The 12,470-nt window shown below is 50.1% G+C and carries 14 protein-coding genes; 3 read left to right on the top strand and 11 right to left on the bottom strand.

What is annotated here, in order from left to right; genetic code table 11:
• Window positions 1-56: 56 nt before the first annotated feature.
• The 3 genes from BLU03_RS08690 to BLU03_RS08680 form a co-directional block, all read right to left on the bottom strand.
• Window positions 57-899 (bottom strand): DegV family protein, encoded by an 843-nt coding sequence (locus BLU03_RS08690; RefSeq protein ID WP_093107436.1) that lies wholly within the window; start codon window positions 897-899, stop codon window positions 57-59.
• Window positions 900-1,075: 176 nt separating this feature from the next.
• Window positions 1,076-1,753, bottom strand: coding sequence for a response regulator (locus BLU03_RS08685; RefSeq protein WP_008587000.1), 678 nt, complete (start codon window positions 1,751-1,753; stop codon window positions 1,076-1,078).
• A 75-nt stretch (window positions 1,754-1,828) separates the two neighbouring features.
• Window positions 1,829-2,974: a sensor histidine kinase gene (locus BLU03_RS08680; RefSeq protein WP_093107226.1), complete on the bottom strand. Its 1,146-nt coding sequence runs from the start codon at window positions 2,972-2,974 to the stop codon at window positions 1,829-1,831.
• Between the two features lie 147 nt (window positions 2,975-3,121).
• Between BLU03_RS08680 and BLU03_RS08675 the strand changes: the two genes are divergently transcribed.
• Both BLU03_RS08675 and BLU03_RS08670 read left to right on the top strand, forming a co-directional pair.
• Window positions 3,122-3,775, top strand: coding sequence for a YigZ family protein (locus BLU03_RS08675; protein WP_093107224.1), 654 nt, complete (start codon window positions 3,122-3,124; stop codon window positions 3,773-3,775).
• Window positions 3,776-3,779: 4 nt separating this feature from the next.
• Entirely contained in the window at window positions 3,780-4,769 is a 990-nt protein-coding gene (locus BLU03_RS08670) for an LCP family protein (RefSeq protein ID WP_008586994.1), read from the top strand.
• A gap of 105 nt (window positions 4,770-4,874) precedes the next feature.
• Here the strand turns inward: BLU03_RS08670 and BLU03_RS08665 are convergent, their stop codons facing one another.
• On the bottom strand, window positions 4,875-5,930 hold the full coding sequence (locus BLU03_RS08665) for a glycosyltransferase family 4 protein (protein ID WP_076570820.1): 1,056 nt from the start codon (window positions 5,928-5,930) through the stop codon (window positions 4,875-4,877).
• Between the two features lie 312 nt (window positions 5,931-6,242).
• Between BLU03_RS08665 and BLU03_RS08660 the strand changes: the two genes are divergently transcribed.
• Complete coding sequence (locus BLU03_RS08660; protein WP_093107222.1) at window positions 6,243-7,706, top strand: APC family permease; 1,464 nt, start codon at window positions 6,243-6,245, stop codon at window positions 7,704-7,706.
• 71 nt (window positions 7,707-7,777) lie between these two features.
• On the opposite strand, the gene BLU03_RS08655 is transcribed toward BLU03_RS08660, so the two are convergent.
• The 7 genes from BLU03_RS08655 to BLU03_RS08625 all read right to left on the bottom strand — a co-directional run bounded on the left by BLU03_RS08655 (window position 7,778) and on the right by BLU03_RS08625 (window position 12,420).
• Window positions 7,778-8,311 carry a hypothetical protein gene (locus BLU03_RS08655; protein WP_093107220.1) on the bottom strand — a complete coding sequence of 178 codons (534 nt, stop codon included), beginning with the start codon at window positions 8,309-8,311 and terminating at the stop codon, window positions 7,778-7,780.
• Window positions 8,312-8,323: 12 nt separating this feature from the next.
• A complete protein-coding gene (gene sinI / locus BLU03_RS08650; protein ID WP_076570813.1) occupies window positions 8,324-8,425 on the bottom strand; it encodes a DNA-binding anti-repressor SinI in 102 nt (33 codons plus the stop codon).
• Window positions 8,426-8,443: 18 nt separating this feature from the next.
• Window positions 8,444-8,683, bottom strand: coding sequence for a helix-turn-helix domain-containing protein (locus BLU03_RS08645; RefSeq protein ID WP_234972589.1), 240 nt, complete (start codon window positions 8,681-8,683; stop codon window positions 8,444-8,446).
• A 252-nt stretch (window positions 8,684-8,935) separates the two neighbouring features.
• A complete protein-coding gene (locus tag BLU03_RS08640; protein WP_176765448.1) occupies window positions 8,936-9,391 on the bottom strand; it encodes an IDEAL domain-containing protein in 456 nt (151 codons plus the stop codon).
• Between the two features lie 79 nt (window positions 9,392-9,470).
• Window positions 9,471-11,165, bottom strand: a complete 1,695-nt coding sequence (locus tag BLU03_RS08635; protein ID WP_093107216.1) for a phospho-sugar mutase — start codon at window positions 11,163-11,165, stop codon at window positions 9,471-9,473.
• A gap of 4 nt (window positions 11,166-11,169) precedes the next feature.
• On the bottom strand, window positions 11,170-12,141 hold the full coding sequence (gene manA / locus BLU03_RS08630) for a mannose-6-phosphate isomerase, class I (protein WP_093107214.1): 972 nt from the start codon (window positions 12,139-12,141) through the stop codon (window positions 11,170-11,172).
• A 60-nt stretch (window positions 12,142-12,201) separates the two neighbouring features.
• The gene (locus BLU03_RS08625; protein WP_008586975.1) at window positions 12,202-12,420 is read right to left on the bottom strand and encodes a hypothetical protein; all 219 of its coding nucleotides are present in this window, start codon (window positions 12,418-12,420) and stop codon (window positions 12,202-12,204) included.
• Window positions 12,421-12,470: the final 50 nt, after the last annotated feature.

Raw genomic sequence — 12,470 nt, 5'->3', positions numbered from 1 at the left:
AGCGCCTTCGGGGGAAAGGCGCTGAAACAATCGTTTATGTCGTTTTATAAATACGGTTATTCTTTATACCAGCCGAGGCCGAGAGCTCCTTCTCCGAGGTGGGTGCCGATGACCGGGCCGAAATAACTGACGGACACCGCGACGTTGGGATACTGTTTCTCGATCTCCTCTTTCCACAGCTCCGCTTCCTCCGGACGGTTGGCATGGATGACGGCCGCACGGATTTTCTCTCCGCCGGAAGCATCTTCGTCAAAAAGCGTGAGCGTACGTTTCCGTGCTTTTTTATACGTACGGATCTTTTCGAACGGGACGATCTTCGTATCGACGAAGTGCAGAATCGGTTTCACCTGCAGCATGCTGCCGATGAATGCCTGGGAGCCGTGCAGCCTCCCGCCGCGGGCCAGGTGATTAAGGTCGTCTACGATGAAATACGCACGCATCGTTTCCTTCATCTCTTCCAGGCGGGCTATTATTTTCTCTGCATCCTCCCCGCCCGCTGCGAGTTTTGCCGCTTCAAGCGCATAATATCCCTGCATGAGGCAGCTTATTTCCGAATCGAACAGGTGAAGTTCGATTCCTTCAGCCATCTCCCCTGCCGAACGCATGGACTGGTAAGTCCCGCTGATTCCGCTTGAAAGCGTAATGGCGACGACTTCATCATACTCTTCCTTCAGTTCCTCCAGCTTCTCGAGTATCGTCCCGACGGAAGGCTGGGAGGTTTTCGGCAATTCTTTCGCCTCTTTCACTTTCGAATAGAACTCATCCGCCGTAAGGTCGATTTCCTCACGATACGCTTCTTCTCCGAAAATGACGTTCAGAGGTACCATATGAATATCGGATTCTTCTCTCATTTGTGCTGATATGTAAGCTGTGCTGTCAGTGAGAACCGCAGTTTTCATTGAATCTCCCTTTCCTGAATACCTTACGTTCATTCTACCGTACTTCGGGACGGATTTCAGCTTTAATTCCGACATTCGCGAACTTCTTTTCACATACAAAAAAAGGACGGAACCGGGTCCGCCCTTCTGCTTTTCATAAAAACTCCGGTACATATGCGGCTGTCAGAGATATATGACTATAAAACTTCCACCCAGCCGTTCTTGATGGCGGTAACAACCGCCTGCGTCCGGTCATTTACGTTCATCTTCGTCAATATGTTCGAAACGTGGTTCTTCACTGTCTTCTCACTGATATAAAGGGATTCCGCCACGCCTTTGTTCGAGTTCCCGTCGGCGAGCAGCTGCAGTACCTCACATTCCCTGCGGGTCAGAAGGTGCAGAGGTTTACGGTACTCGACGGCTTTATAGGCGAAATCACTCGTCCCGTCGGAAAGCCGGCGGTACTCTTTCACAAGATTGTGGGTGATTTTCGGGTGGAGGTAAGATCCGCCTCCCGACACGACCCGGATCGCTTCGATCAGAGATTCCGAATCCATCTCCTTAAGCAGGTACCCCTGAGCTCCTGTTTTCAGTGCGTGCGTCACGTAGTTCTCATCGTCATGTATGGAAAGGATGATGACTTTCAGTTCCGGAAAACGCTCCGTCACCTCCGCCGTCGTTTCGATTCCGTTTCTTTTCGGCATATTGATGTCCATCAGTACAACATCCGGCTGATGTTCCGTAATAAGATCGATCGCCACCGTGCCGTCGTCCCCTTCTCCGACCACCTCGAAGTCTTCTTCGAATTCGAGGATACGCCGGACACCTTCCCTGAACAATTTGTGGTCATCAACCAGTAAAATTTTTGTAGACATCTGTTTTCCTCCTGTGCTCTTCGTACTTGGTAATCACTTTTTAAGAATTATATTCCCTTTTTTGAAAATTTTATGCTATATATCTTTCTTTATCGGTAATTTAATCGTTACTTTCGTTCCGGCATCCGGGACAGAGGTGATGTTAAGCTCGCCGTCCAGCATATCGATTCGTTCACTCATACCCATCAGCCCGAAGGAAGTCTGCTTCTTCTCTTCCACGTCGAAACCGCTGCCGTCATCTTCCACGATGATCATAATCGTGCGCCAGGTGAGTTCGACTTTCACGTCCACCCGGCTCGCCCCTGCATGCTTCACCGCATTCTGCAGCGCTTCCTGGATGAGACGGAACATGGCGACTTCATACTGCGGATCGAGTCTCCGCTCTTTGCCGAAAGGCTGGAAACGTATGGCCAGTCCGTGATAATCGGCAGCTGTCGACAAATACTTCCGGAGGGCCGGCAGGATTCCGAGATCATCGAGTGCCATAGGACGGAGGTCATAGATGATGCGGCGCACTTCATAAAGGGACGAGCGCACCATTTTCTTCACGCTGCGCATCTCCAGAATAGCCTCCTCCGGAGAACGCTCCCGGAACGTGCGCTCCACGAGGTCGGACCGGAGCAGGACGTTGGCAAGCATTTGTGCCGGTCCGTCATGTATTTCCCGGGAAAGACGGCGGCGTTCTTCCTCCTGCGCTTCGATGATTCTGAGTCCGAACTCCTGCTTCTGCCTGGCATCCTGCAGCACTTCGCTCACTTCACGGAAATCTTCGTTCAGATAATTGAGGACGACCGATATTTTTCCGGCGAGATTCTCCGCTTTCTCGATCGTTTCCCCCAGGTCCCGGAGCCGACGTTCAATATCATCTCTCCGCTCCCTCAGCTGCTTCTCTTTCTCGCCCGTCACAGTGAGCTCCGTCTGCAGCCGGTGTGTCTCTTCGTACATTTCCCGTATTTCCGCTTCGGAGTAGTCATTGAACTGTTTACTCATCCGGGCGAGCCTCTTCCTTGATCCTTTCACTTTCTCCTCAAGCTTTTCCTCTTCTTCGATGAAGGAGGAAATGCGGGCTTTCAGGTCAACGAGCTCCTCTTCCAGACTTTCATGTTCTTTCCGGGATTTCTCGCTGATGGTGAACACTTCATCTTTACTGATCGAAACGTGATCGACCATTTCCTGTATGATCGAATCCAGAGACTTTTCAGCGGGCGAAACGTCTGTCATTCAAACGACCTCCATCCATGCCTGTTCATATCATTCGTTCTGCCTACGTCCTTCTATGGGGGTGAAAAGTCATTCCTTATCTATTTCCGTCATTTGCTGATATGGCTGTTCCTGTATATAATGAAAACCCAGGAGGCAGACATCGATATGTTAAATACTTATTATACGGTAAATTATGAAGGAGAAAAAGAACTAGTTATCCAGAAGTCCCGTTTTATCGCCCATATACGCAGGTGCGAAACGGAAGAGGAAGCACAGCAGTTCATTTCGGAAATCAAAAAGAAGCATAAGGACGCAACGCACAACTGTTCCGCCTACATGATCGGCGAGCACGACCTCCTCCAGAAAGCGAACGACGATGGAGAGCCGAGTGGTACAGCCGGCGTCCCGATGCTTGAAGTGTTGAAAAAACGGGGATTGAAAGATACGGCGACCGTCGTCACCCGGTATTTCGGAGGGATAAAACTCGGAGCCGGCGGCCTCATCCGCGCATACTCCGGTGCCGTTTCGGAAGCGATCGAGGAAACGGGCATCGTGGAACGCCGGCTGATGAGGGAGATGCACGTCACCATCGACTACTCTCTCCTCGGGAAGATGGAGAACCAGGTGCGACAGTCGGACTATCCTTTGAAAACCATCAACTATATGGAAAAAGCGGAACTCGTACTGTATGCCCCTCATGGAAAAGAGGAAGAATTCCACCAGTGGACAGCGGACGTCACGAACGCCCAGGCCACAGTAGCAGAGGGCGAACTTTCCTACATGGAGTCCGTACTCTCTAATGACGGATCGAAGGAGTAACTATATGAAAACATGGTTGAAACCGACCCTCTGGATCCTCGCGGCAGTCCTGCTGCTGGCCATCGGAGCCGCAGCGGGGTACGGCGCTTACCTGACGGATAAAGTCCGTGAGTCTGCGGAGGATTCCCACGAAGAACTCGGACGCGGCGGCAAGTCGGACAAACGGACCACCGCCGTCACCCCCGGAGAAGACAATCTCTCCGTCCTGTTCGTCGGAGTCGATGCTAGTGCAGCCCGGCTTGAGAAGAACGAGGACCGGAGCAGCCTCTCCGACGCCCTCATTCTCGCGACCTTCAACAACGACGAAAAATCCGTACGACTTCTCAGTATCCCGAGAGACACCTATACCTACATCCCGGAAGTGGACCGCAAAGATAAAATTACCCACGCGCACGCTTACGGCGGAATCGACTCCACGGTGGAAACGGTCGAAGGTCTTCTCGATATCCCGGTCGACTATTACGCCCGGTTCAATTTCAGCGCTTTTATAGAAGTAGTGAACGCCGTCGGCGGAATCAAATACGAAGTTCCTTACGATCTCGAGGAGCAGAACTCCGAAGGAAAGGACGGCGCTATCGAACTTGAGGAAGGAAGACAGCTGCTTAACGGGGAAGAAGCGCTGGCGCTGGCCCGTACGAGAAAGCTCGACAGTGACCTCGCCCGGGGACAGAGACAGATGGAACTGATCAAAGCGATTGCGAGAGAAATGAATTCGTTCAGCTCTTTCAGAAACTACGACAATATCATCGATGCGGTCGGGGAAGACCTGACGACCAACATGACGTTCGATCAGATGATTGCGTTCAAAGACTACTTTCTCAAGGAAGACGGATTCGATTTCAAAACGATGCAGCTGGACGGAGAAGGCGGGTACGCCAGTAACGGTGCGTGGTACTTCATGACGGACGAAGAAAGTCTTGAAAAAACGAAAGACCGGCTGCGCAACCACCTTGAACTCCCGGAGGAACCCGAGGCACAAGAGCCACCCGGCTGATAACGACGTGCCCGCGGTATTCCCATGCCGGTATTCGTGCATAAAAGCCCCCCTGAAAAACGGAGATTATCATCCGGTTTCCAGCGGGGGCTTTTAACAGTTATTCTATTTTTTTGAACGCTGATTTTTGAACAGATTCAAAATCGGCCGATAGTCTTTGCCGATCAACCCGGTGAACTCCACCAGCAGCTCAAGCATCAGAATGAGAAAACCGATAACCAGCAGTGCACCGTACAGCGTCGCCTGCGAAAACACGACGGCAGCCAGGCTGAAAAGCGCACTTATCGTATAGATGACCAGTACCGTTTCCGGATGACTGTAGCCGAGGTTCAGCAGATTATGGTGCAGGTGGGACTTGTCCGGAGCTGACATCGGCCTGTTCTGCAGCTTCCGGCGGACGATGGCGAATACCGTGTCGGATATCGGCACACCGAGTATGATCACCGGAATGACAAACGAAAACAAAGTGACGTTTTTGAACCCGAGCAGGGAAAGTACACTGATCATGAAACCGAGGAACAGCGCTCCCGTATCTCCCATAAATATCTTTGCCGGGTAGAAGTTGTAGATAAGGAATCCGACCGTACTTCCGAGCATCATCAGCCCTGCGAATACGACGAACACGTTCCCCATCGTAATCGCCATCCCGGAAATGGTAAGAAGTGCGATGGACGACACTCCGGCAGCAAGGCCGTCCAGCCCGTCGATGAGATTGATGGCGTTAGTGATGGCGATAATCCAGATCATCGTAATGATCTCACTGAACATACCGAACTCGAGCGTATTATCCGTAAACGGGATATTGACGAACGTTACGACGACGCCCTCTCCGGCATATACGACGACGGCCGCAGCGAGAATCTGCCCTGCCAGCTTCCACTTCGCCGACAGTTCCCGAAGATCGTCCCACACCCCGGTGATGATAATGATCGCAGCTCCGAACAAAACGGGCCAGAAAATAGGGGTCGGAGGCATGAACAGGAAGTATCCGATAATGAAGCTGATAAAGATGGCCAGACCGCCGAGACGCGGCATCAGTACTTTATGGACCTTTCTCGGGTCCGGTTTATCGGTGGCCCCTATATAAACAGCCAGTTTTTTTACCAGCGGTGTCACTATTATCGCCGCGATAAAACAGACTAACAACGCCTGATACTCCATGGAGATCCTCCTCTTTATATCTATCTCTTACATCTTTGATGATATACGTAACAAATTACTTTTTTCACAAACTACAAAGATTATATCACATAGCTGCTTCCGGAAGAAAAGGTTTCTGGAATAATAAACATTTCGCCCCAGTTTCTCACACTGCCCCGGTCCCGTCCGGAAAAGCATTGAGCCCTTCCTTCGATTTAAAAAACATTCAGAAATCACTTTTCATTTGTTTAACTTTGTTTACAATGAGGTATGATGGTTAAATAAACCCGGCTGTGTCTCGCTGGGAAAAGTTTCTAGGAGGATTTTAACCTTATGGGTATAGAAGAAGACAGGAAGAAATTAGAAAGATCACTGAAGCCTCACTGGGTCTGGGCGATTGCATTCGGCTCGGCTATCGGCTGGGGGGCGTTCATCCTGCCGCCGGACTGGATGGGTGATGCCGGACCGCTCGGGGTAATCATAGGTATTCTGCTGGGTGCCATCCTTATGATGGTTATCGGAGTAAGTTACGGATATCTTATTGAAAAGTTCCCGGTTACAGGCGGGGAATTCGCATACGCCTACATAGGATTCGGGAGAAAATTCGCATTTCTCGCCGGCTGGTTTCTTACGCTCGGATATATGTGTATCGTAGCTCTGAACGCCTCGGCTCTGTCACTTCTGGCCAAGTTCCTGTTTCCGGACTTCATGACGATAGGTACTTTGTATACGGTGGCCGGATATGACGTGTCGATTATGCAGATTCTGTTATCGAGTCTTGCCATCATTATTTTCGGTCTTATGAACATACGCGGCGCCAAATTTTCAGGAAACGTGCAATTCATATTCGCTATGGTGCTGATTACGGGGATTGTGCTGCTCGGTCTCGGAGCCGTTTTTACGGACGGGCCTTCGCTATCGAATGCCACACCGGCTTTCAAGCCTGATCAGTCCATGATCGTCTCGATTCTGACCATTCTTGCTCTCGCTCCGTTCGCCTACGTCGGTTTCGACAACATCCCTCAGGCGGCGGAAGAATTCGACTTCAGTCCGAAGAAAGCATTCGCTCTCATTATCTGGTCGCTTCTGGCAGCCGGTCTTGCCTACTCGGCGATGATTCTGATCACCGCCAGCACTATGCCGTGGCAGGAACTTAACAACGTCATCAACGCTCAGAATATCGAGTGGGGTGTCGGTCACGCCATCGAAAGCTATATGGGACGTCTCGGCGTCTTCATCATTGCAGCCGCTGTTTCCATGGGTATTTTCACAGGTCTGAACGGTTTCATGATTTCATCGAGCCGTCTTACTTTCGCCATGGGCCGGGCCCGCATTTTACCGAATGTATTCCGCAAGCTGCACCCGAAATATAACACCCCTTATGTCGGTGTCGCTTTCACTATGCTTATCTGCCTGATTGCTCCGTGGTTCGGCCGTGAAGCACTGCTGTGGGTAGTGGATATGTCCTCGACAGGTGTCGCGATCGCCTACTTTTTCTGTACGGCTACCGCTTATAAATATTTCGCCTGGTCGGAAAGCGGCAAAAAGAAAAATCCGAAAGCTCTCGTATCTCCGGTAAGGAAGGTCTTTTCCCTGCTCGGACTGATCAGCTCCATCGGCTTTCTTGTACTGCTTCTGTTCCCACCGATGCCTTCGTCGCTCGGCCGGGAATCTTATATAGCTCTCGGAGTATGGATTCTGCTTGGTATCGTCTTCTACTTTGCCAATCAGAAACGTTATAACGATATAGCTGAGAAAGATATGAATTATCTCATTCTGGAAAAAGAAGAAGTGTAATAGAAAAAGGTTCTGTTCCTGTCTCGACGGGAGCAGAACCTTTTTCTATTATTCCAATCCGGCCACCCGGACTATTTGATCCTTTTCAACGACAGCTGACTTCTGTTGTGGACCGCCCACGTCCGGCTTCCGTATTTTAAACTGTAGCCTTCGCGGTTGAAGCGGTGCACGTGTTTCACTATCGTCTCTCTGGCGGCACGGTGATACGTAAAAAAAACTACGACGGGATGACCCAGGGAGTCACGGAAAAATAGAGGATTGAGGCTTCTTGCGATATCACCGAAAGGCCAGAGATCGAAGCTCCGGAGCACTTCGACATAGGACTCGTCTATCACTGAATTGCTCTCCATGCCCGGATGAGTATTCAGCAGATGATAGCATATCGCCGCCTGAAGGTAGGAAAGCGGCGAATAGTCTCCGGCTACTTTCTTCATGATATCTGCACCAGTACTCCCCGCTCCCTTTACCACCCGGAGTTGGGAAAACGATGTGACGACCGGAGTTATATCTCTTAATGGAGGCCCTGATCCGGGACGGGCGGGAGCAATATGTGTAACAATATTCGACTGGACCGCGCTTCTTTTGAAAAAAGTTTTTCCGCCCATCGGCATCTCCTTTCACTCACAGGTTTCAAGGAACCTCTTCACTTCTTCAAGAGTTAAACCGAGATCTTTGGCTTCCTGCAGCAGCTCTATCCAATCCCGTGCCACCTTCTCCATGGATCGCAGGCCTCCCTGTTATTTAGCTTCTTCGTCCGAAGAATTACCGGTGCGCGAAATTAAATCTTCCAAAGGTACATGAAGAGATTTGGACAGCTTGCTCATCACGATATAGGAAGGGTTCTTCTGCACGCCGCGTTCAATATTACTGATATATGATTTCGAAACCCCGGAACGTTTGGCCAGTTCACTCACTGAAAGCCCTCTGCCGAGTCTGAGCACGCGAATCCTTTCCCCGATAGTCGTCACATATTCCATCCTCCATTCAATTTGTTCTTTATAACGAATTTATATTTTCAGTATATGCTCTCGGAAGGAAAATAGAAAGAGCCGAATCCCGTCGTTTCCGTTATTTTTCAAACGTTTTACTCATTATTTCTCTTTTTTGCGTTCATTTATAAACTTTTACATTATAAACTACTTTCATTCTTTTAAAAGAACAAAAACACAAAAAGAGACACCCTGCTGGTTCAGAGTGCCTCCCGGAGATTGTATGCATACAGGCCATCGCTATTCTTCCACTTTCCCCTCATATTCCGATAATCTGTTCGTCAGTTCCACAAAAGCCGCCTCTTCCCCTTCGTCTATTGCGCGGTCGATGAGCCGGAGAATGTTCTCCCTTTCCAGCTCCTGTAGAACTTCCTGTACTGCCGCTGCCGGAATCGTCGTACGCTTTTCGTAAAAGGAATGGATGATTCCGTAAAGTTCGCTCCGGAATTCCTTCATATGCATCAGATCGATGACCGTGACGTGAAGGACTTCTTTGCCGCTTTCGAAAGTGAAGACGTCGAAAAGGTTGTGCACTTTATTCAGATCCTTGTTGAGGAAAATTTCACAGGACTCCGAGGGGATAAACTGATACGTTTCTTCATCGACATTCAGAGTGACATAGGAATGATCGAATATAATCCGAAGAAACGGCCCGTCTTCAATAATCGCATAAGGCTGTAAATGTTCAAGTTGCATCATTACTCCCACCCCATTCATTCTGAATTTTCTGTATATTACCTCATTTTACCTTAAAATCCAGATGAATGAAAGCGTTTTAATTTACTGCATGCCATTTTTCGGAAACTTCCGCCCGCAATGCTTCAAGCAGTTCCTCACTTTCCTCCCGGTCCCGGGACTTCACGCCGTAGTAGCATTTGAGTTTCGGCTCCGTGCCGGAAGGACGAAGGCAGAACCAGCTGTCCTCTTCAAGAATAAACTTCACGACGTTCGATTTCGGGAGATGGATCGTTTCTTTCGTACCATCCGCAAAAATACGTTCGGACGACTGGTAGTCTTCGGTGGCCAGAACCTCGAGACCTCCCGCCTTTTTAAGCTCCGTTTCCCGGAAACTGTCGACGATTCTCGCAATTTTTTCCGTACCGGCGCGACCTTCGAGTTTGAGGGAGTCCATTCCTTCTATATAATAGCCGTGTTCTTTATAAAGCTCCTCGAGCGCTTCGAGAAGGGTGTATCCTTTCTTTTTCCAGTGAGCCGCCATCTCAGCTCCCATCAGGGAAGCCTGGACGGCATCCTTGTCCCTGACGAAGCTGCTGACGAGATACCCGTAACTTTCTTCATAACCGAATGCGAACGTCGCTTCTCCCGAGGCCTCAAATTCACGGATTTTTTCACCGATGAATTTGAAACCCGTAAGTGTATCGAGGGTCCTGGCTCCGTATTTCGAAGCGATAGCTCTTCCCATTTCGGAGGTTACGATCGTTTTGATCATGATCTTATTATCCGGAAGCTCTTCGTTCTGTGAAAGAATGTAGTCGAGCATAAGAGCGCCCGTCTGATTTCCGTTCAGCACACGGTAATCTCCGTCCTCTCCCGGCACGGCCAGCCCCACACGATCCGCGTCCGGGTCCGTAGCTATGAGCAGCTCCGCTCCTGTCTTTTGGCCCTTTTCCATGGCGAGAGTAAAAGCCTGGGTTTCTTCCGGGTTCGGGGAGGCCACCGTCGAAAATTCAGGGTCCGGCTCCGCCTGAGCCTCCACGAGACTGACGTTCGTAAATCCGGCCCGCTTCAGGCTGTCCGTAACGAGAGGATGCGCAGTACCGTGCAGCGGTGTGAAAATGATCGACATATCTTTATCTATATCATCCGACAGACGGATGCCCTGCACAGCTTCCAGGTAAGCTTCATCCACATCCGTATCCACCCACGCGAGAAGACCTTTTTCTTCGAGCGTTCCCGCTTCTTCCGTGTCCACTTCCAGTTCGTTCTCGACCTTCTGAACGAGTGTAATCATCTTCTCCGCCTCGGCCGGTGGCAGCTGTCCCCCGTCTTCGTTGTATACTTTGAACCCGTTATACTCCGGAGGATTGTGACTCGCAGTAATGACAACACCTGCATCCGCTCCCAGATGACGGACGGCAAAAGACAGTTCGGGAGTGGGTCTGAGCGAGGAGAAGACGTAGGCTTTCACACCTTCAGCTCCGGCCACCCGTGCTGTTTCCACCGCAAACGTTTCGGAGAGGTATCTGGAATCATAGGCGATGACGATACTGTCACCTTTTTTATTCTTTACGTATTCTGCCAGCCCTTTCGCCGCTTTCCGGACCGTATAAACGTTCATCCGGTTCGTGCCGGGACCGAGTTTCCCTCTCATCCCTCCGGTACCGAACTCCAGCTCTTTGTAGAATGCATCTTCCAGCTCGGCTTCATCGAGAAGTTCCAGCTGTTCTTTCAGCGATCCATCTATATTTTCTTCCTCTTTCCATCTGTTCAGTTCCTTCTTCCAGTCCATTGTATCAACCTCCTGATTTTTCTTTGTTGGAATGGGATACGATAAGCTTTCCCGTTCCTTCCAGTGTAAAAGAATCGACCGTGGCCGGGATGATGAAGTGGTCTCCCTTTCGTACCGGGTACGACTCTCCTTCGGTCCGCACTATCATATCTCCGTCCAGAAGACTGAGCAGCAGATAGGAAGGGTTCACGATCTCTTCGGTGGAGCCGTGCACGTCCCAGTGTTCTACGGAAAAATACTGTTCACTGATCAAATGCTCCCGTTTCATCCCTTTCACTATACTCTCCGTCCGTTCCGTGACGGGGTCTTCGTGCGGAATCTTTGCAACTTCGATGGACTTCTCCAGGTGCAAATCCCGCTTCTCCCCGTTTCCGTCTGTCCGGTCGTAGTCGTAGACGCGGTACGTGATATCCGAGTTCTGCTGTGTTTCGAGGATTCTCACCCCTGCCCCAATGGCATGGATCGTGCCGCTCGGTACATAGAAAAAATCACCCGCCTGTACGTTCACGTACCGGAGCAATTCTTCCCACTCCCCGTTCTCTATCCTTTGCCTAAACTCCTCTTCGGTATCCGCATGGTGGCCGAAAACGATCTGAGCACCTTCCTCGGCATCGATGACGTACCAACATTCCGTCTTTCCGTAAGTTTTTTTCTCTTTTTCTTTAGCGTATGTATCGTCCGGGTGCACCTGGACGGACAGCTTATCATTGGCATCGAGAATTTTTGTAAGAAGCGGAAACTCTTCTCCCTCTTCTCCGGCGAACAGTTCCCTGTGATTCTCCCACGCCTGTTTAAGCGTAGTGCCCGCGAGCGGACCGTTCCTGATTTCGTTTGTCCCGTTCTCATGCCCTGAAATCGCCCAGCATTCCCCGATTTTTTCGGATGGAAGAGCATACCCGTACATATCTTTGAGCTTTGTCCCTCCCCATATTCTTTCCTTGAAAAGAGGGGCAATCATTATCGGCTCTTTATACATCTGATCCCACCTTTATTTTCCTCCATTATAACAAAAAAAGCCGGCATCCGCCGGCTAATTTCATCTCTTCTGTAAAGAAGCATCTAACATTTCCAGGTAGTGCGTATGTATTTTCGACATCAGTGTGTTCATTTCAATACCGGGGTTTTCCGTATATTCCTGTTCGGCTATTTTCTTCGCTTCACTGAAAAACACTTCGTAATGCCCCTGAACACCAAGCCTGTAAATCAATACGTCAATAGAGACGGCGCAAGTATCGATAAATTCACGCAAGTTCATCCACTTCAACTCCTGTATATAATTGCGGAGCGGTATAAACGGAGCCAGGG

This window comes from Salimicrobium album (genome assembly GCF_900107115.1).
In the GTDB taxonomy this organism is placed as follows: domain Bacteria; phylum Bacillota; class Bacilli; order Bacillales; family Halobacillaceae; genus Salimicrobium; species Salimicrobium album.
This window is presented reverse-complemented; position numbering and strand designations above follow the sequence as displayed.

What these genes read in the sequence shown, in the direction of transcription:
- sinI (WP_076570813.1), bottom strand. Translation starts at nt 8,425, where the DNA reads ATGGAGAAGGTGGCACGGGATTGGATAGAGCTGCTGCAGGAAGCCAAA.
- BLU03_RS08690 (WP_093107436.1), bottom strand. Translation starts at nt 899, where the DNA reads ATGAAAACTGCGGTTCTCACTGACAGCACAGCTTACATATCAGCACAA.
- BLU03_RS08625 (WP_008586975.1), bottom strand. Translation starts at nt 12,420, where the DNA reads ATGAACTTGCGTGAATTTATCGATACTTGCGCCGTCTCTATTGACGTA.
- BLU03_RS08670 (WP_008586994.1), top strand. Translation starts at nt 3,780, where the DNA reads ATGAAAACATGGTTGAAACCGACCCTCTGGATCCTCGCGGCAGTCCTG.
- BLU03_RS08660 (WP_093107222.1), top strand. Translation starts at nt 6,243, where the DNA reads ATGGGTATAGAAGAAGACAGGAAGAAATTAGAAAGATCACTGAAGCCT.
- BLU03_RS08645 (WP_234972589.1), bottom strand. Translation starts at nt 8,683, where the DNA reads ATGGAATATGTGACGACTATCGGGGAAAGGATTCGCGTGCTCAGACTC.
- BLU03_RS08675 (WP_093107224.1), top strand. Translation starts at nt 3,122, where the DNA reads ATGTTAAATACTTATTATACGGTAAATTATGAAGGAGAAAAAGAACTA.
- BLU03_RS08685 (WP_008587000.1), bottom strand. Translation starts at nt 1,753, where the DNA reads ATGTCTACAAAAATTTTACTGGTTGATGACCACAAATTGTTCAGGGAA.
- BLU03_RS08640 (WP_176765448.1), bottom strand. Translation starts at nt 9,391, where the DNA reads ATGCAACTTGAACATTTACAGCCTTATGCGATTATTGAAGACGGGCCG.
- BLU03_RS08635 (WP_093107216.1), bottom strand. Translation starts at nt 11,165, where the DNA reads ATGGACTGGAAGAAGGAACTGAACAGATGGAAAGAGGAAGAAAATATA.
- manA (WP_093107214.1), bottom strand. Translation starts at nt 12,141, where the DNA reads ATGTATAAAGAGCCGATAATGATTGCCCCTCTTTTCAAGGAAAGAATA.
- BLU03_RS08655 (WP_093107220.1), bottom strand. Translation starts at nt 8,311, where the DNA reads ATGGGCGGAAAAACTTTTTTCAAAAGAAGCGCGGTCCAGTCGAATATT.
- BLU03_RS08665 (WP_076570820.1), bottom strand. Translation starts at nt 5,930, where the DNA reads ATGGAGTATCAGGCGTTGTTAGTCTGTTTTATCGCGGCGATAATAGTG.
- BLU03_RS08680 (WP_093107226.1), bottom strand. Translation starts at nt 2,974, where the DNA reads ATGACAGACGTTTCGCCCGCTGAAAAGTCTCTGGATTCGATCATACAG.